Genomic DNA, 20,393 nt, shown 5'->3' on the forward strand with positions numbered 1-20,393 from the left:
ATTTATATATTGGGTAACCAAGCTTTTACGGTAGTACCTTCATATATCTCACTCTCAATTTCAAGTCCATAATCTTCCCCATAATATAATTTAATCCTGTTATCCACATTCCTAACTCCTACACCACCTAGTTTTTTCTCTTTTGGCAACTCTTTATTTTTATTGAATAACATATTGATTTCTTGTTCGCTCATACCAACACCATCATCAGCAATTGTTACTAATATCTTGTTATCATATTTTTTTACACTTATCTCTATCATACCACCACCAGAAACATTTTTAATTCCATGATAGATTGCATTTTCAACTATTGGTTGTATTATAAGCTTAATAATCTTATTCTGCTTAATATCTTCTTCTACATCAATATGATAATCCAGATGGTCACCATACCTTATCTTCTGTATCTTCAAATAATTTTCTACGTGTTCAATTTCTTCAGCTATGGTTATATATTGTTGACCTTTACTTATACTAATTCTAAATAATTTTGCTAGAGCTGAGGTCATAGTCACTACTGCCTTATAATTCTTAGATTCTGCCATCCAAATTATTGAATCCAGAGTATTATATAGAAAATGTGGATTTATCTGAGCCTGCAATGCCCTTAATTCATTTTTTCTCTTATTCTTTTCAATTTTTTTGTTTTGATTGACTAGATTATTAACTCTATTAGTCATAAGATTGAAAGCTTTTGCCAATTCTCCGATTTCATTATCATTCTTTATATCTATGGTTACATCCAGATTGCCTTCTTCTACTTGATGCATTGTGTTGACTAATTTCTTAATTGGATGCAAAATACTTCTTGATATGAGTACAGATACAAATATAGATATAAATATTGCAAGAGTCCCCATTATAAAAAAGAAACGAACCAAGTTAGGTTTATAGGATAAGATATCCTCCATATATACTGAACTGACTACCTTCCATCCTGAATATTTAGATGTAGTAATTGTATACTGTTTCTTTTTTCTATCTTCATTTACTGTTTTTGTCCCATCTTCAGAATTCAATATGGTATTCATATCTTCTGATTTCAACCCACTGTACAAAAGTTGTTGTTTTGGATGATATACTATATCTCCATTATTATCTACAATGAATACATACCCTTTTTGCCCTAATTTAATGGAACTGACCATATCATTTATAAGATTATAATTTATATCCACAAGAAGTACTCCAAGATTTTCATCATAATAAGGACTTTTAAGTAATGTACTACAAGAAACAACCCATTTATACCTTGATTCAAATAATCTTTGAATATGTGATTCCGATACTACAAATTTTTCTTCATCCTTAGCCTTTTTATACCACTCAAATTCTTCAAAATTGATATCATCTTTTAACTTAAGATATTGATTATTGTGAAATACATTACCTTCATTAGAAATGAAAACAATATTAATAATGTCATTTCTCGATTCAACGTATGTATTTAGGTCTGATACTATATCCTTTTCCAAATCTTTGTTTTCAGTTTTCACATAATCGTTCAAATCATTATTATATCGTATATTCTCTGCAATGGTTTCAACCGTTTTTAGATAATAATCAATATCATTATTAACTTGTTTTACCAACTGATAAACGTATTCATTGGTATTTTCCTCCACAACTGTACCTGTAATATGATATGACAAAAAAGCTATTGTACATATGATAAAAAATATCAATAAGGAAAATGAGAATGTTATAAGTACCTGAATACTTTTTAGATTGTATTTATCAACTAATCTGACAAGTAGATTCTTCAACATTCCACCTCTTTTTTTCTATATTGTGTTGGTTTTACTCCTGTCTTCTTCTTAAAATTATAACTAAAGTAATGGGGATCTTCATAGCCTACTTTATCAGATATTTCATATACTTTATAATATGAATTAATGAGTAAGTCCTTAGCTTTTTCCATTCTTACTTTTGTTAGATAATGCATAAATGTTTGATTGGTTTCTGTTTTGAAAATACGACTAAAATAACTGGAACTTATATTAAGATGATTACAAATCATGTTGATATCAAGACTTTTGTTTTGATAATTATTATATATGAATTGATACGCTTTCTGCATCTGAGACGTTTTGATATCTATTCGTTCTTTGTTTATTTCATTAGATAGATTCTTGCAAAGTTTTTTATAATAAGTCTTCACTTCATCTATTCGTTCTTTTCCAAATACTTCATTGAATAGATTAAAATCAATTATCACATTATTGGATGGTCCATTACAAATATCTTCATAAGATTTTATTATAGTTGTTGTTATCTTAAGAAGTACTGTTCTAAACTGTGATATATGAACATTAGAAAATATTATAATGCTAAATATATAATCAATAATTTTATCGGTTCTATTTCCTCCGATTTTTATGGCATATTCTAATTCTCTAAGAGATTCCTCAATTTTATGATAAGAAAAAGATGAACTTTTTTCAACATCCATTTTATAGATTATCTTGTTACTTCCATTCAACACTCTATATTCTAGTGCATTCAAAGCATCTTTATAAGAAAAATGTAGTTCTTGTAACTCACTATAATTATCACCTACACCAATATACATACCTATGTTATAGAATTTCTCAACACATATAATGATCTTATTTAATATTTCAGCAATTATATTACGAAACTCCATCTCATCTTGTTTGTCATTAACAAAAAATATTATTAACTGGTCATCATTCCCTAGAATACAAATATTTTGTCCATAATTATTTAATACTTCATTACAAATATTTAGAATAGCGAATTCTAATAATTGATGATCACATTCCCAATTTAGATTAGCTACTTCTTTTATGTTTTCTGGTTGTAATACCGCAATAATATATTTGATTCCATCTAATTCAATCCCAAGATTATGAACTTTATCTTTTATTACATTTGCGTTTATTTTATTGTATAATAGGTTCATCAAAAATTTATCTCTTAAAATATCTTTGTTAGTTTCTACTTGTTTTTTTAATGCTAATAGATTTCTTTTCTTTGCAAAATCATTATCTAATTCAGCTTTTATTTCAATAAGCATTTTTGTAAACTCATCAGCAGTTATTGGTTTCAATAAATAATGGTCCACACCTATTTCTACCGCTTTATGTGCATATTCAAACTCATTATATCCCGTAATAATAACTATTTTTACCGTAGGCAACATTTTTTTTGCTTCATTTGATAGTTCTAGACCATCCATAAAAGGCATACAAATATCAGTTAAAATAACATCAATTTGATTATTTTCAATATACGCTAATGCATCTTGTCCATCACCTGAAACACAAACCAATTCATAACCCAATTCTTCCCACTTAATAATATTACATATAGCATTTCTAACAGGTATTTCATCTTCAACAATAATAATTTTATACATACCTCTCCTCCTAAGATATATATTTGTATTTACCTTGGTTTTTATACTATTTGTTTATCTTTTTTTATTTTTGATTATGTTATATATACAAAATAATACCACAAAAACAAAGATTATTCAAATGGGTTATTCAGGTTATAATTTATGGGCAAAATAAAAAATGCCCCTTAAAAGTTACTCTTAAGGCACATATTTACTAATATTCAATCTATTATTCAATTGCTTTAAACATCTATTCTTTTAACGGAATCTCTAATAATAAGATTTGTTGGGATTTTTATATTAGGCTTCTCCTGATTATTCTTTTCTATCATATTGATCAAGTTTTCAGCAGCTATTTTTCCCTTTGCTATGATATCTTGATTAATAGTTGTCAGTTTCGGATTGACAAGTTTAGATAGATACACATTATCAAATCCAATTATTGAAATATCTTCTGGTATACTATAACCTTTACTTCTTAACAATTCCATAATTTCTATTGCTAATATATCTGCACTTATACAAATACCAGTTTTATCTTTAACGAAGTCCAGTATCTTATTTTCACAATCTTTACCTATTGGATCAAATCCTACTATTTCTAAAACATTCTCAGTATAATCAAATGGTAATCCTCTAGTCTCAATAGCATCTTTAAATCCATCTAATCTCATACTAATAACGCTGGGATAGTCTATATGATAAGATATGAAACCTATTGATTCATGTCCCATTTCTAATAAATGATTAGCAGCTTTGAATTCTCCTTGATAATCTTCAGAACCAACATTTATGTATTTAAGTTCTTCAAAATAGGTATCAATAAAAACTGCTGGTACGCTTTTGAATTTTTCTAACTGGGGAAGTTGATAACCTATTAGACTAAGTATTATAAAACCATCGACACTCCAATTTTTCATTAGTTCATATATATCTTCATAATTGTCTATAGATTTTATCATAAGATCATATTTCTTAGAACTTACAATCTTTTCAATACCCGTTAGTATTTGAGAATGAAAAGGATCCTGCATAAATCCTTCTGTTGTTTTTGGAAATATGACACCGATTATTTTTGAGGAATTATTTGCAAGAGCTCTAGCATTTTTATTAGGAACATATCCTGATTCTTTTATTACTTTTTGAACTTTATCAATAGTTTTCTGTGAAACTTTATGATAATTTCCATTAATAACATTGGAAACTGTAGTAGGAGTAACCCCTACAGCATTGGCAATATCTTTTATAGTCATATATTTTTCCCCTTCAATTGATTTATATATATGTTAGTAATACTACCGCTAAACCTCACATATGTCAAGCAATTGTTTACCGTTAAACTAAGAATGGTATAGTAAAATATCTCCTATAAGATAAATTCAACAGGACCGTCATATGACAGTCCTGACATAATTAGAATTCGAATAAATTAAGTCCTATTTCATCACTGAATTCTCTATCCACTTCTCCATCAATAACATCAATAATCATCTCACAAGTTGCAGATACAACTGCTGAGTTAAGATGTCCGCCGAATATCTGCTTATTATGATTAGTAACATTGATATGTAGATGTAAATAGATTTCACCATCCATAGTAGATATATTACCTATAAGACTTGTGATTTCATGATCTCCTTTAAGAGTATTGGAATTATATGTTTTATTAACAGTATTAAATATACCTAATGTAATTTCACCAGCTGCACCAATAGCACTTACAGAACCTAGCTTGATATTTTCTTTTTTACATAAATCAGTAAGTGTAGTTATGATTTCTTCACCTTTATCAAATCTTATCACATACTTGCTTCCAAATTTTTTAAACTTCATTGAATCTCTCCTTTTCTCGCAATTTTATACATACTTTAAATCTATTATTTACTTGACATCTTTAAAATGTGTATATTTATATTTCAATTCTATCTCTACCATTTCCCTTAGCTCTATACAATAATCGGTCAACCTTTTTTATATCCTCAGATATATTGAATTGATTATTATCCGTATCAATTTCTACTATACCAGCACTAAAAGTTAATTTCAACTCTTTTTCTTTGAAAGAGTGACTTTTCATAATATTTTTTATTCTATCTAAAATTGCATAAGCTGATTCTTTATTGGTTCCTGGAAAAATTATGATAAATTCTTCTCCTCCATATCTACCAATATAATCCATATCCCTAATATTTTTTTTAAAAGTTTCTGCAAAATATTTTAATACCTCATCTCCATATGCATGACCAAATGTATCATTAATTGATTTGAATAAATCAACATCAATCATTGCTAATGAAATTGGTTCATCTTTTATTCTATGATTGTTTACATCATCTTTAATCTGACTAATCAAGAATCTTCTATTATATACACCTGTCAGTTCATCTATTAAAGCTAGCTTTTCTAATTTTTTTTGATAATTTATTCTTTTGGTCAAATCTCTTAGATAGGCAATATAATACTCTTTTCTTCTTATTTTAGTTAACTTTATATGTATTTCTAAAGGAATTTCTTTACCTTTTTTATTTTCTAATATACTGTCAATATAAACATGTTTCCTATTATCCATTTTTGATATTATGTTATCACTGAACATATCAAAAATATTAGTATCATTTACTTGCCTACGAGTTATACCTATTAGTTCAAGACCTTTTTTATTGATATCAAGTACCTGTCCACCTGAATTAATTATTAGTATTCCATCAACTGATAATTCAGTAATAGTTGAGTAGAATTGAAATAATAGTAACATAAATACCAATAAACCAATAACTAGAAGTACTCTCAATAAATTACCTCTCATCTCTTTTTTAAGGTCTACCTCAATAGCTAGTATATTATCTTCGATAATATTTTTATATACACCTGTTCCAATGACCCATTTCCACTTGTCATATGATTTAAAATATGATAGCTTAGAAAATATACCCTCAGACGTTGGCTTAGTCCAAAAATATTCAAAATACCCTTCTCCTTTTTCATTTACCTTGTGAAGTATTTCTTTATATATATTAGTACCGTCAATATCTTCGATTTGGGTAATATCTTTTCCAATATAATTCTTATCTGAAAAGGTTAGAGCAATTCCATCATTATCTGCAACATAAAAGTATCCGTCAATATCATATTTAATATCCTCAATAGTGTCCAGCAATTCCTTTTTCACTTCATTCTCTATGTCTTCAGCATTAATACTGGAACCTATTAGAATATTCAGTGGCTCAAAATATTTAATGTACGATAGTTCGTTTTGAGTATTATCACCTGATTGTTCTAATATAGAACTATTGAAACTAGTAAATGATTCTCCTTCTTTTCTTACTAAATCTATAATACCACTAATCTCTTGATATCTTTCTAATTCTATCGTTTTGATTTTAGTTTTATCAGATTCAATAATCGGTATTATCATTTTTTCTTCATCCAATTCAATCACAAAATAATTTGTTAATGGTCTTGGAGTTACTTTACTCAGAATATCCAATATTTCATTTTTTATTTCTTTTTTAGATTTAAAATTATTAGTTGTGTAATGATTAGTGATAATATCATAGATTGTATTTACCTGGTGTTTAATATTATTTCTATATGTCTCTTCTGATTTATTAATATAATAATCCATATATTTACATATATTATCAACTTCACTTTTGATAATCTTTTTGTGTTGGAAATAATATTGTTCTCTTATTTTTTTACTATCCGATTCAAATTTATTATATGACATGGTAATAATGAAAAGGGTTATAGATAATGATATAATTATCATAAATAAAAATATAATTTCTCTTATATATGATAACGGTTTTACTCTTAGAAATGTTCGCATTCTTATACCCCCAGCAGAATCAACAGTCAAGATTAAGTCATTTTATTTATTTATTGCCACAATGTCATGTCTTTAGCCAAAATATGTAAATCCATTCTTTCATTATATAATTATTACATATTTAATGCAAATGTAATTTTGTACATGATTCATATATGCGCTAGGGTATTATAAAAAAATACACGTAAAGATATGTTGATTATATTTTATTTTTTGTTAAAAATCACAATAAAATAACACCAAATATATTTAGCAGGAGAATGCTTATACAAAATAGCTAATTTAACCCTTAAATTAAATAATATGTTGTCAAAAATATTCCAACAAAAAGCTAATTTATACATGCGTTCTCCTAATGGACTCTGAAACTATGCTTTGTAAAATACTGTGAATCACTATAATTCTATTCTACTTAATATCTCTTTCTCTTTATTAGTTGCATTCATTTCCAGTTGATTTACTTCTGTATCAACTTTTTCAACATAGATGTTATCTTTTATAGATAAAAGATTTATTCTAACATTGTATATAGCTGATAGTATAGCTGTTCTAGCCATCATTGCTGACACAGCTCCATCTGTAATTGCGTTTTTATTTCCATTTTCTACAACTTTCATAGATAGTTCCATAACGTCATAAGATTTCTTTGCAACTTCTAGGGGAACAGATGCAGCATATTTCATGGCATTTTGTATAGTCATTTTTCTTACAACTTTTTGTTCCTCTGTTTCTTTTGGTAATTTATAAGCATTCATAACTCTATTAAATGCTTCTGAATCAATATCAATATATCTCAATAATTGCTGTCTTAAATCATTAGCTTTCTTGGCTATATCTTTCATCTCTTCATTAACATTCTCGTATTTTTTCTTCCCTATAGTTAAGTTGGCAACCATTTCTACCAAAGCTGCTGCTGTTGCACCACTACTTGCCGCTATTGACCCTCCACCTGGAACTGGATCATTAGACGCTGTTGCATCCAAAAACTGAGAGACACTTTTATCTATTAACATTTTATTACCCTCCCTTTACATACAAAAAATTCCTTATAATAACTATTGTTCATATTTATAATAGACCACTTGGCCATCTTTAATAACTCTTTCAACTGTACTAACCCCTATATGGTAAGGAATAAATTTATAGGAAGGATATTCATGTATAACAACATCACCTTTTTTGTTAACATCAATACTTCCAATATATTTAGCTTTATCAAGAGCCGCAGCACCATTGATTGTAAGGGCTGTTATTGTTTCTTCTATGGACATATTCATATATAGAGTTGCTAGTGCAATTATTAGTGGAATAGACTCTGTAAAACAGCTGCCTGGATTGAAATCAGTGGCTAAGGCTACAGCTAAGTTATTATCAATCATATCTCTGGCTCTAGCGAAATCTTCTTTCAAACTAAATGCAGTACCTGGAAGAAGAGTAGCAACAACATTGTTCTCAGCCATTTCTCTTATTCCTTCATCAGATACCATTAGTAGATGATCCGCTGATACAGCACCTAACTTTGCTGCTAGATTAGCTCCACCTAACCTGACTATTTCATCAGCATGAAGTTTCAACTTCAATCCTTTCTTCTTAGCTGCTAACAGCATTCTTTCTGATTGTTCTAAAGAGAAAACTCCTTCTTCACAGAAAACATCACAGAATTCCGCCAATTTTTTATCTACCACATGAGGTAACACTTCGTTAATCATCAAGTCTATAAATTTATCTTCTTTACCTTTATAATCTTGTGGTACAGCATGTGCTCCTAAAAAAGTAGGTACTACATCAATCTTATGTCTCAGATTAAGTTTTTTCATCACTTCCAACTGTTTAATCTCAGTCTCATAATCTAAGCCATATCCGCTCTTACCCTCTACAGTTGTAACTCCAAAAGCAAGCATGGAATCTAGTCTTTTCATACCTATTCTAATCAAATAATCTTTGGAAGCTTCTTGGGTTTGTCTTACACTATTTACTATTCCCCCACCCTTTTGCATTATTTCCATGTAGTCATCACCTTTTAATCGCCAAGAATATTCTTCTTCTCGATAACCACCAAATACAAAATGAGTATGTGAATCAATAAATCCAGGAAGAACAGTTTTGTTTGTTGCATCAATTACTTCAGCAACTTTTTCAAATTGTCTAGGTATGTCTTGTGTCTTGCCAACCCATTTTATGATACCTTCCTCCATAACGACAGCACCATTTTCAATTATACCCAAATCATTCATTTCTTGACCCATTTTAGCCTTAAATCCACTGCATGTTACTAGTTGACTAGCATTTTTAATAATCATCCTTTTCATAATCTTCCACCCTTTACTAATTATTAACTTAGATTACTAGGAACATGTTTTCATTAACTACTCCATTAGATTTGTTTCAATAACTTTATCCATTGAAAATCCATACAACCCTAGATAATATGCAGTCACATCAACTAAAGCCTCCATAGGAACTAATCCAACTATTTCACTGCCTAGAACATTGACACCATATCTCCTAGCTTCCATTTTGACTGTTTCAAACACACGATAGATTGAAGTCTTGGTATAATTGGTTATATTCATTGTAACTTGGGTTATACCTCTTTCTTCCACCTTAACTCCACCAGCTTTAATATATCTGAATCCTCCACTTGAATGTCTTATACATTTAGATATCTTATTAGCAATTTCAACATCCTGAGTATCCAAATCAATATTATAAGCTACTAATGGCATTCTAACTCCTACAGCTGTTGCACCGGCAGTTTCATGGATTCTAGCTTCCCCAAAATCTGGTTTCCACTCTTCCTTCTTAATCTTATCCTTCATACCTTCAAATTGACCTTTTCTTATTTTTGCTAGATTGGTTCTACTTGGAGAATTAGCGGCATCTTCATACAAAAACACTGGAATACCATATCTATCAGCTATCTCTTTTCCTGTTTCATTAGCAAGCTTAACACATTCTTCTGTAGTCATATTCTTTATGGGTATAAATGGAACTACATCTGTGGCCCCCATCCTTGAATGCTGACCTTCATGTTTATTAAGATCAATTAGCTTTGTAGCTACTCCGACAGCTTCAATTACTGCATTCTTAACTGCTTCAGGTTCTCCCATTACTGTAACAACTACTCTATTATAGTCTTTATCCGCCTCGTAATTTAACAATTTCACATCTTTTTTACCACGTAATGGTTCAACTATCTTTTCAATTTTATCAAGGTCTCTTCCTTCACTAAAATTAGGTACACATTCTACGATCTTGTTTTGCATAGTTTTATCCTCCCTATTTACCGTAAACTTTTTTGACTTCCTGTGAAATCATTTCATCATCAGCTATAAAAGGTAGTGTAATATGGTCAAGTCCACTCATCATCTCGTTATATTCAACACAAGTCTCTACTGCATTTTCACATCTTGCCCAAGCTCTTCTAGCCACACCTCCCATAACATCCCATAAGATTGCGTTTTTAAGGATTTCATCCACTCTTCTACTTCCATCAAGAACCATTCCGAATCCACCATTTATTGCCTTACCTATGCCTACTCCACCACCATTATGTAGAGTAACCAAGCTCATACCTCTAGCACTGTTTCCAGCAAATATATGAGTAGATATGTCAGCCATAATATTGCTACCATCTTTTATGTTAGAAGTTTCTCTAAATGGAGAATCCGTTCCTCCTGTATCATGATGGTCACGACCTAGCATAATAGGACCTACTTCCCCTTTTCTAACCATTTCATTGAATCTAAGTGCTATTTTCAATCTTCCAAAAGCATCTTGATACAATATTCTCGCCTTAGTTCCAACAACCAATTTATTTTTCTTGGCATCTTTTATCCAAATGTAATTATCTCTATCTTGATATCTCCTTGAAGGATCTATGCAATCCATAGCAGCTTTATCTGTTTGAGTCAAATCTTCTTCTTTGCCACTTAAACAAACCCATCTAAAAGGTCCATATCCATAATCAAACAGTCCCGGTCCAAGTATATCTTCTACATATGAAGGCCATATAAATCCGTCTTTATCATTTCTGCCATTCTTAGAAATCTCCATGATACCTGAATCATATATAGCTTTCATAAATGAATTACCATAGTCAAAGAAATAAGTTCCTCTTGATACCAATTCCTTAATAACTTCAAAATGATTCTTAAGTGTTTTATCAACCAATATCTTGAAATTCTTCTTATCATTTTCTAACATTCTTGTTCTTTCTTCAAAAGTAATTCCCTGTGGACAATATCCGCCATTATACACTTCATGACAAGAAGTTTGATCTGATAGTAGGTCTATATGAATACTTTCTTCTACTGCATATTGTAGTAAATCAACAATATTTCCATGGTACGCTATGGCATATGATTTATTATTATCCTTGCACTCATTTGCTAGAGAAAATGCTTCTTTTGGAGTACTGGTAATTTCACTTATCCAACCTTGCTCATATCTAGTTTTAATTCTTGAATAATCTACTTCAGCAATGATACCAATACCACCGGATATTATTATTGCTTTTCCTTGTGCACCACTCATGCCTCCAAGTCCAGAAGTAACAAATAATTTACCAGATAAGTCCTCATTTTCTCCAATATCAAGTTTTAATCTACCAGCATTGAGAAGGGTACTGTATGTTCCATGAACGATACCCTGAGGTCCAATATACATCCATCCCCCTGCTGTCATTTGTCCATAATTAGCAACCCCTAGTGCAGCTGCTCTATTGAAATTATCATAATCATCATATGCCCCCACCATTAGACCATTAGTTATCATAACCCTGGGTGCCTCTTCCCTTGAATGGAATAATCCAAGTGGATGACCAGATGCGATAACCAATGTTTGATCTTTTGTTAACTCTTTTAGATACTTCTTGACTAATCTGTATTGCATCCAATTCTGAAATACTCTACCAGATTCTCCATAAGTCACTAATTCATATGGATATAGAGCTATATCAAAATTCAGATTATTATCTATCATTACTTGAAAAGCTTTACCTTCAACACATTTACCTTCATATTCCTCAATAGGTCTTCCTGCGATTTTACCTTCTGGACGGAACCTATAACCATATATACGTCCTTTAGTCAATAATTCATGTAAAAATTCTGGTGCTAATTCTTCATGATATTCTTCTGGAATGTATCTTAATGCATTTTTCAGAGCTAATTCGGTCTCGTCCTGTGTTAGTGTAAACTCTCTTTTAGGTGCTCTTCTTATTCCATCTTGAAACTTTGGATATTCTGGTAAACCCTCTTTAAAATCCAATTTGATATCCATCATATTAAATACTTCTGAATTACTTAACAAAAAACCATCCCCTTAATATAATAAAATTAGTTTACAGCAATTCTCCTATACCTAATTCTACATCATCAATCATTTTGTTGCTTGTAACCAAACCAATAATTTTTTCAATGTCAATATACATAATTCTATCTTCCATCAATTTATCAACTTCTGATCTAACTAGTTCATATGCTATTTCTGTACCTTTTCCCAATTTCTTTTCTTCTCTGAATTCTAATGCTTGTGAAGCTGATAGAAGTTCTATGGCAATAACCCTTGTAGTGTTATAGAGTATATCTCTCGCTTTTCTTGCAGCTATAGACCCCATACTTACATGATCTTCTTGATTGGCCGATGATGGTATAGAGTCAACACTTGCTGGATGGGCTAATACCTTATTTTCAGATACTAATGAAGCCGCTGTATATTGAGCAATCATGAAACCTGAGTTAAGTCCTCCATGTTCTGTTAAAAATCCTGGTAATCCACTGAGATTAGGGTTTACTAATCTTTCAATTCTTCTCTCAGCTGAGTTAGCTAGTTCAGCAAGTGCGATACCAAGAAAATCAAATGCTAGCGCCATAGGCTGACCATGAAAATTACCACATGATATAACTTCATCTTCGTCCGGAAATATTAATGGGTTATCAGTTGCTGCATTTATTTCTTTATTTACCTTGTCTAATACATAATTTATTGCATCCTTACTTGCTCCATGTATCTGAGGAACACATCTTAATGAGTAAGGATCCTGTACTTTTATTTCCCCTTGTCTTGTTGTAAGATTACTACCATCTAATATTTTCAACATGTTTTTTGAACACTTCATCTGACCTATATGATTTCTTAATAGGTGTACTTTTTCATCAAAAACATCTGTAATCCCTCTTAAAGCTTCAAAAGTAAGAGAGGCTGATACATCAGATAATTTTGCAAGTTTTAATGCATCGTATGTAGTTAATGCCCCTACTGCTGTAAGTACTTGAGTTCCGTTGATTAACGCAAGACCTTCTTTTGCACTTAAGCTAATTGGTTCAATACCTGCTTGATTCATAGCTTCCTTACCACTTATTAGTTGACCATTATAATAAGCTTCACCTTCACCTAACATTACTAGTACCATATGTGCCAATGGAGCCAAATCACCGCTTGAACCAAGAGAACCTTTTTCTGGAATAGCTGGATGCACCCCTTTATTAATCATCTCTACCAATGTATTAAGAGTCGTAAGCTTGATACCTGAATAACCTTTTGTTAGTGCGTTAACTCTAAGGAGCATAATTGCTCTAACCGTTTCAATTGGAAAATGATTACCAACGCCACAAGCATGACTTTTAATTAAACTTACTTGAAGAGTTTCAACTTGGTCTTTTGAAATAACTACATTGCTGAATTTACCAAATCCAGTTGTGATTCCATATACAATTTTTTCTTTGTCAACTATCTCATCAACATATTTTCTAGACTTATTCACTTTCTCTATTGCTTCCTTTGAAATCCCAACTTTTTTGTTGTGTCTAGCAACATTTACTACTTCTTCTAATGTTAAATTATTTCCGTCAACATAAACCGTATTCAATAAAAACACCCCACTTATTTTTTAGTATATTCTTTAGAAATGTTTTGCCGTTATATTTACAAAATGATATTTTCCTCTTTGTAAATAATCTTTTTTTAGTGTCTAATTAAATTGTAAACCATCCCAAGAATATAATCAATATTTTTTGAAATTTCTATTATAAGTTAGAGTTTTACCATGATAAAGAGGTGATAGGGTAATATTTTCAAGAATATTCTCAATATAAAATTATCTTTATTTTAAATAAATTACTTCATAAATTAATAACTATTATTAACTTGATAGTTGCTTATGTTTTAATAAATTAACCATACCTAGATTTTTACAATTTTTAATTATTTGATTAAATGTTACCAAATTTACTCTTCTATATAATTAAAAATTCCATACAAAAAAAGCTAGTTAAAATCTAGCTTAGATTGTTGTTAATTATTTATTTATAGTAATCTATATTCACCTATATTTACTCACAAGGATTAAAATCTTCAAATACAGCATTTTCACATCTCTTTAACGCATTACAATATTCCGTCTTACTCCTAGCTGTCCAACCAAAAACAAACTTGCCTTTAGCCCTTAATAATTTTACTGGTAATCTATGCAGATAATTAATATCGTAATTAACAAAATCAGGTTTACTTAAGAAATTCAACAAATAGTTTCTCAGTAACATCTTAGATACAATTGATACCTTATCATTCTTGAAATAACCCGAAAGCTGACCTCGAATAATTTCTGGTGCATTTTTATAAAACCAGGCTACTGATAAAGGATTAAAAGATTGTATTATAAATCTTCCTTTATAATTCTTAAGCATTTCAAAACTCTTTTCTTCTAATGAACCAGCCTTTTTCATATTCTTTAATTCTATCATAATACCAACTTTTCCATTTACTTCATCTAATACATCTTGGAATAAAGGAATAGTCTCATCAGAATGTAATAACTTAAGATTTTTTATTTCCTTATATGTACACTTTTCAATATCCTTATCTACCCCTGTCACCCTTTTCAAATTGTCATCATGAAAAACAACTATTTCACCATCTAATAACATATGTATATCCAACTCAATTGAAAATCCATGATCCATGGCTCTTTTAAAAGCCCCCATTGAATTTTCTGGATACTTGCTATTATGATATCCTCTATGAGCTATTTTATCCTCTGCTAACCATTTCATTCTAGAATCCATAATAATCCTTCTTCCTTAATATTTATTCATAAATAAATTAAGCAAATCAATAATCTACATTTTATATGATAATAAACTTATGAAATTTTTTCAATAGAATAAAATAACTTTAACATAATAATTAACTATATTTAACAAAACTCTAAATTTGATTAGTCCTGTTAAACATAAAAATAGAGCATTATATTAACATACTACAGTTAATATATCGCTCTATTAAATTAATATTTTTTTTATCTAATTACAGGTTAAATTTCATAAGATTTTCCCATTGCAACTCTATCAAATTGACCTTCCCAATTTCCTGTAGTTTCTTGATAATATTTTTTATCTTTTCCTTCTTTTATAAGTTCTCTTATTATCTCTTCCTGCTTTTTCACTTTTTCATTGAATATCTTTACTCTAATGCTACTTGGTTCACATCTATATTTACCTGCTTTCAATATCTCCACTAGTTCAGCATCATCTTGTGGAGTATACTCCAAATCATTATAATAAATACCCACATGCTGGGAGTCATGTCCATCAGAATTATTTATCAGCTTTGTCTTTAATCTTCTTGCTAGATTTTTAATGTTCTGCTCATCATCCTTACCAATATTAGTTGAATGAATTTCTATAGCATCTGGTATGTAATTCTCTATATCTACATTAACATGATCTTTATATCTATATGGATGAGCTAATGCAATAAATCCATTATTCTCTCTAACATATTTATATAGTTCATCATAAGACCAGTCTTTTTCTTCCAATATCTTGTCATTTATCCCAATAACCAAAATATCTTCGCCTTTATCTTTTATAGTGATTTCAATTCCACTGTATATCCTAAATGGCTTATATTTCTTATTTAATTCATTAATATGCTCTTTTGAAGAAATCCTATTATGGTCTGTAAAAACCAATCCATCCAACCCAAATCTTATCGCAGATTCTATGTGTTCTTTTTCGCTTGCTATACTACAAGCTGAACGTTCCTTAGCATGTACATGTAAATCAATTTTCATAATAATCTTCCTTTCTTATGTTTATTATAAATCAAAATAAGGTATTGTATATAATGTAATCTCAATACCTTATTTCAATATTAAATATTCTCTTATTCTTTAACCGCTCCTACAACAATTCCAGTTACAAAATATTTTTGTATGAATGGATATATCAGCAGAATAGGCACCATGGAAACAATAACCTTAGCTGAGTTGAAGGTTAAACTAGACATAGCCATCTGTCTTTCAATTTGATCTGGCGTCATGTTAGCCATTCTTTCAGGATTCAGATCAACTGTTAATGATTGAATATAAGTCTGTAATGGTAATTTTGCTGGAGAATTAATATAAATTTTACCATCAAAGAATGCATTCCAATGAGCTACTATAGCGAATAATCCAATCGTAGCTAAAGCAGGTTTTGAAATAGGTACAAATATCTTCCATAATATCTGCATTGGATTAGCTCCATCTACTTCAGCCGCTTCTTCTAATGAATTAGGCACACCTTTAAAGAAGTTCATGAGAAGTATTACATTGAATACTGGAACAGCCGTTGGTAAAACCAATGACCATATTGTATCCATTAATCCTAAATTTTTGATAACCAAAAATGTAGGCACCAAACCACCATTAAACATCATCGTAACTATTATTATCCACATGTAAACTTTTTTGTATTTAAACGTTTTTGTATCTTTCGCTAATGGATATGCCATTAAAATTGAAAGCAACATATTGATGGACACACCTATTAACACTCTATATATTGAATTTAAAAATGATATTATAAACTGACTCTCATGTATCATAGCTTCATAAGCCGCTATAGTAAAATTAACTGGCCAATAATATACTTTTCCTAATGCTGCACTAGTTCTATCACTAAAAGATATGGCAATGGTATTAAGTATAGGCATTAAGCAGGAAAAAGCACAGAAAATGAGTATAATACCTATTATAACATCAGCTATTGTAATTTTTTTTCTCATTTTAGTTCCTCCTAGAAAATTCTATAATCCGAATACTTAGCTGCCAATTTATATGACACAACAAGCAACACAAAGCTGATTACCGATTTCATTAAACCTACTGCCGTACCGAAACTATATTGTAGATTAACTAAACCAACTCTATAAACATATGTATCTATAATGTCTCCGGTTTGATATACCAAAGGACTATACATATTAAAAATCTGCTCAAAACCTGCATTCATCACTTTACCCATATTTAGTGTAGTCATCAATATAATAGTAGGTAAAATTCCAGGTAATGTAATACTTTTTATTTTTTGCCAGCGACTAGCACCATCAATATCTCCTGCTTCATAAAGTGTAGGATCTATACTAGTCATTGCAGCAACATAGATAATTGCATTATAACCAAAGTTTTTCCAAACGTCTCCACCAATCATGATAGACCGGAACCACTTATTACTGACCAAATACATGGATGGTTCTCCACCAAAAAATGTAACAACTTGATTAACAATACCTGTATATGAAAAAACATTACTGAACATAACTGCTAATATTACCCATGATAAGAAGTGAGGTAAATAAACAATAGTCTGTACCGCTCTTTTAAATAATAATATTCTACATTCATTTAATAAAAGAGCAAAAACAACTGCAATTATCATTCCTATGAATATTTTAGATACTGCAATTATTATTGTATTGAAAAAAATCTGCTTTGAATCAGGTAATAATAAAATACGTTTAAAATTATCCCATCCAACAAAATCCGAATGTAAAATTCCTTTTGCAGGTTGGAAATTTTGAAAAGCCATAATTATTCCACCCATAGGAATGATACTAAAAATTATTAATGCTACCATCCCTGGTAATAACATAGCATGATAATATAACTGATTAACCTTACTTTTCAAAATATGTTCCTCCTAATAATTTAGTACACCATCTTAGACAACCAAGGATATTTTATATATAATTATATTATTATTTAATTTCTACCCTATTATAATATTAACCGCCTAATATTATAGGCGATTAATATTAATTGAATCTATATTAGTTCAAAATGTCTTCTACTTCTTTAGTTAATACATCTCCACCTAATTTGTACCATTGTTCTACAAATTCGTCAAAATAATCAAGTGATTTTTCTCCAATAATAATTTGTAAAAATATTTGATCTTCTAATTTATCAAGAGTAGGTTTTAGTCTTGCTGAAGATTCAGTTGTATAAGCGTATGCTACATCTACTGGATTATTTTCAGGTGTATCTAAAATATTAGATGATAAATATCTTCTTTCATATGCTTTAAAATGGTTTTTGTCTTTACTGACACCATCTACATAATCTTTCGCATATTGAGCTTGGGCTATATCATAATCTGATGTAGTTTCATCTTTATGTAATTCACCAGTTTCGACAAGGTCTTTTGTCAATTTACCTAATTTTGGTACTACATCGTAGTAATCAATATTAAAATTACCTGTTGGGAATAACGCTACTCTACTAATTCCTTTATCAATTAGTGGTTGGATTGCTTTATTTCCTTCTACATTAAATCCTCTATACATATCAAAGGATAAGTTAACAATCTTAAATAGTGCTTCTGGATTTTTGAAGTTCTTATTAATTGCTAATAAGTCACCAGTTGGTGATGGATTAAGGTGATTGAATTTTCCATTTGCATCAAGTGGTGCATTAACTGCAATAAATTCAGCATTAGGATCTGTTTTAATTATGTCACCAGGCACTGCCCACCAAGGTCCAAAATATGCTCCTGCTAATCCTGCAGTCAATAATGCTTCTGTTTCACCTGTTCCAAGACGTGTTAAGAATTGTTTATCTATTAAACCATCACTATACATGTCTCTTAGAATTTTCAATCCTTCTTTTACTTCAGGTGCTGTTGAACCATAGAATATTTTTCCATTCTCATCTTGCATCCATTGTGAAGGAAATGCTCCTAAACTGTGGAATATTGGTTCAGCTCCATATTGGTTTGCATATCCACCAACAGGTTTAGTTGCGCTTAATGCTAAACCAACTGTATTACCAGCGCCATTGTTTCCTGGATCTTTATCAATGAATTCTTTTAATATATGTTTAATATCATCCATAGTCTTAGGTTCTTCTAACCCAAGTTTATCCATCCAGTCCTTACGTAACCATAGAACATTATGTCCATATCCTAAGCTAGCACTAGAAATAGCTCTTAATTTTCCATCAATAGTTAAAGGCTCTAGATTCTTGCCATTATATGATTCGTATGTACTCTTCATATACTCACCAGCACATTTATCATATATATCTGTTAAATCTGCTAATAAATCATTATCTACCATTTGTCTAAATGTTAAATAGTTTTCTGCTGGAATAATGAACATATCAGGTAAAGCTCCTGCTGCAATGTTTAATGAAAGCTTATTATTATATTCACTTCCTTCTGATTGCCATGCAACTTTTACATCAATATTTAACTCATCACGAATCCAATCAAGTAAAATATTGTCCTCTGGAGTTTGTCCATCAACTAGATTAGGATTGGCTGCAATTGTTTTTGCAACATTTAGAGTTACCATTTCAGGGTATTTACCTAATGGTGTCATTACTTGGGAATCTTCTTGACTTACTTTATCTTTGTCGGAGTCATTGTCCTTTGATGTGCTTTTTCCAGTACCACATGCAGATAGTACCATACTAACTATTAATAATATTATTAATAAACAGCTTTTCTTGTTTTTCATTATCCGATCCTCCATGTTTTTAGTTATTTAATATATTCATACCATTATAAGCAACTTGAATCTTGAAGGATGAAGAATATTTTTTTAAAAACGCCCCATATCTTCATGGGTAATTTCTTGTTCTTGAATAATATGCGATATAGTCAGCACTTTGTAATTGTCCCCTGCTCCAATCAAACATTTATCAAATAGTTAAGATCTCTAAATGGGAGTAAGGCATCTCCCCTATCAACACAACCGTTAGTCTTCTCAACTATAAATACAATTTCTTATTCTTTAAGAAATTAAATGTTTCTTGGATAAATCAATGAGATAAATAGCACTTCAAAAAATTATATACACATATTTTCATATTCATTCACCCTTCTTTGCTATATATATATAATATCCGATATAAATATTTATATAAAT

15 protein-coding genes are annotated in these 20,393 nt (G+C 30.1%); all 15 read right to left on the bottom strand.

Annotated elements, in window-relative coordinates; translation table 11 throughout:
• Positions 1-2: 2 nt before the first annotated feature.
• The gene (locus tag ACX6CF_RS24305; RefSeq protein WP_458787969.1) at positions 3-1,772 is read right to left on the bottom strand and encodes a sensor histidine kinase; all 1,770 of its coding nucleotides are present in this window, start codon (positions 1,770-1,772) and stop codon (positions 3-5) included.
• On the bottom strand, positions 1,766-3,385 hold the full coding sequence (locus ACX6CF_RS24310; RefSeq protein ID WP_458787970.1) for a response regulator: 1,620 nt from the start codon (positions 3,383-3,385) through the stop codon (positions 1,766-1,768). The genes ACX6CF_RS24305 and ACX6CF_RS24310 overlap by 7 nt, the downstream gene beginning before the upstream one ends.
• Positions 3,386-3,609: 224 nt before the next feature.
• The gene (locus tag ACX6CF_RS24315; RefSeq protein WP_458787971.1) at positions 3,610-4,620 is read right to left on the bottom strand and encodes a LacI family DNA-binding transcriptional regulator; all 1,011 of its coding nucleotides are present in this window, start codon (positions 4,618-4,620) and stop codon (positions 3,610-3,612) included.
• Positions 4,621-4,780: 160 nt separating this feature from the next.
• Complete coding sequence (locus tag ACX6CF_RS24320) at positions 4,781-5,200, bottom strand: PPC domain-containing DNA-binding protein (protein ID WP_458787972.1); 420 nt, start codon at positions 5,198-5,200, stop codon at positions 4,781-4,783.
• A gap of 76 nt (positions 5,201-5,276) precedes the next feature.
• On the bottom strand, positions 5,277-7,199 hold the full coding sequence (locus tag ACX6CF_RS24325; RefSeq protein ID WP_458787973.1) for a cache domain-containing protein: 1,923 nt from the start codon (positions 7,197-7,199) through the stop codon (positions 5,277-5,279).
• Positions 7,200-7,594: 395 nt separating this feature from the next.
• Positions 7,595-8,212 (bottom strand): cyclodeaminase/cyclohydrolase family protein, encoded by a 618-nt coding sequence (locus tag ACX6CF_RS24330; RefSeq protein ID WP_458787974.1) that lies wholly within the window; start codon positions 8,210-8,212, stop codon positions 7,595-7,597.
• A 42-nt stretch (positions 8,213-8,254) separates the two neighbouring features.
• The gene (gene hutI, locus ACX6CF_RS24335; RefSeq protein WP_458787975.1) at positions 8,255-9,508 is read right to left on the bottom strand and encodes an imidazolonepropionase; all 1,254 of its coding nucleotides are present in this window, start codon (positions 9,506-9,508) and stop codon (positions 8,255-8,257) included.
• A 57-nt stretch (positions 9,509-9,565) separates the two neighbouring features.
• Positions 9,566-10,465, bottom strand: coding sequence for a glutamate formimidoyltransferase (gene ftcD, locus ACX6CF_RS24340; protein ID WP_458787976.1), 900 nt, complete (start codon positions 10,463-10,465; stop codon positions 9,566-9,568).
• Between the two features lie 13 nt (positions 10,466-10,478).
• Complete coding sequence (locus ACX6CF_RS24345; protein WP_458787991.1) at positions 10,479-12,482, bottom strand: urocanate hydratase; 2,004 nt, start codon at positions 12,480-12,482, stop codon at positions 10,479-10,481.
• Positions 12,483-12,543: 61 nt separating this feature from the next.
• Positions 12,544-14,079, bottom strand: a complete 1,536-nt coding sequence (gene hutH / locus ACX6CF_RS24350) for a histidine ammonia-lyase (RefSeq protein WP_458787977.1) — start codon at positions 14,077-14,079, stop codon at positions 12,544-12,546.
• 454 nt (positions 14,080-14,533) lie between these two features.
• Positions 14,534-15,265, bottom strand: coding sequence for a glycerophosphodiester phosphodiesterase family protein (locus ACX6CF_RS24355; RefSeq protein WP_458787978.1), 732 nt, complete (start codon positions 15,263-15,265; stop codon positions 14,534-14,536).
• Between the two features lie 248 nt (positions 15,266-15,513).
• Positions 15,514-16,275, bottom strand: a complete 762-nt coding sequence (locus ACX6CF_RS24360; RefSeq protein ID WP_458787979.1) for a PHP domain-containing protein — start codon at positions 16,273-16,275, stop codon at positions 15,514-15,516.
• Between the two features lie 92 nt (positions 16,276-16,367).
• Positions 16,368-17,249, bottom strand: coding sequence for a carbohydrate ABC transporter permease (locus ACX6CF_RS24365; protein ID WP_458787980.1), 882 nt, complete (start codon positions 17,247-17,249; stop codon positions 16,368-16,370).
• Between the two features lie 11 nt (positions 17,250-17,260).
• On the bottom strand, positions 17,261-18,151 hold the full coding sequence (locus ACX6CF_RS24370) for an ABC transporter permease (protein ID WP_458787981.1): 891 nt from the start codon (positions 18,149-18,151) through the stop codon (positions 17,261-17,263).
• A 142-nt stretch (positions 18,152-18,293) separates the two neighbouring features.
• Positions 18,294-19,982 (bottom strand): extracellular solute-binding protein, encoded by a 1,689-nt coding sequence (locus ACX6CF_RS24375; RefSeq protein WP_458787982.1) that lies wholly within the window; start codon positions 19,980-19,982, stop codon positions 18,294-18,296.
• Positions 19,983-20,393 lie beyond the last annotated feature (411 nt).

It is taken from the genome of Vallitalea sediminicola, assembly GCF_054408565.1.

Bases quoted from the DNA above. Each gene is read 5' to 3' on its own strand.
- ACX6CF_RS24305 (WP_458787969.1), bottom strand. From the start codon at position 1,772: ATGTTGAAGAATCTACTTGTCAGATTAGTTGATAAATACAATCTAAAA.
- ACX6CF_RS24310 (WP_458787970.1), bottom strand. From the start codon at position 3,385: ATGTATAAAATTATTATTGTTGAAGATGAAATACCTGTTAGAAATGCT.
- ACX6CF_RS24315 (WP_458787971.1), bottom strand. From the start codon at position 4,620: ATGACTATAAAAGATATTGCCAATGCTGTAGGGGTTACTCCTACTACA.
- ACX6CF_RS24320 (WP_458787972.1), bottom strand. From the start codon at position 5,200: ATGAAGTTTAAAAAATTTGGAAGCAAGTATGTGATAAGATTTGATAAA.
- ACX6CF_RS24325 (WP_458787973.1), bottom strand. From the start codon at position 7,199: ATGCGAACATTTCTAAGAGTAAAACCGTTATCATATATAAGAGAAATT.
- ACX6CF_RS24330 (WP_458787974.1), bottom strand. From the start codon at position 8,212: ATGTTAATAGATAAAAGTGTCTCTCAGTTTTTGGATGCAACAGCGTCT.
- hutI (WP_458787975.1), bottom strand. From the start codon at position 9,508: ATGAAAAGGATGATTATTAAAAATGCTAGTCAACTAGTAACATGCAGT.
- ftcD (WP_458787976.1), bottom strand. From the start codon at position 10,465: ATGCAAAACAAGATCGTAGAATGTGTACCTAATTTTAGTGAAGGAAGA.
- ACX6CF_RS24345 (WP_458787991.1), bottom strand. From the start codon at position 12,482: ATGGATATCAAATTGGATTTTAAAGAGGGTTTACCAGAATATCCAAAG.
- ACX6CF_RS24355 (WP_458787978.1), bottom strand. From the start codon at position 15,265: ATGGATTCTAGAATGAAATGGTTAGCAGAGGATAAAATAGCTCATAGA.
- ACX6CF_RS24360 (WP_458787979.1), bottom strand. From the start codon at position 16,275: ATGAAAATTGATTTACATGTACATGCTAAGGAACGTTCAGCTTGTAGT.
- ACX6CF_RS24365 (WP_458787980.1), bottom strand. From the start codon at position 17,249: ATGAGAAAAAAAATTACAATAGCTGATGTTATAATAGGTATTATACTC.
- ACX6CF_RS24375 (WP_458787982.1), bottom strand. From the start codon at position 19,982: ATGAAAAACAAGAAAAGCTGTTTATTAATAATATTATTAATAGTTAGT.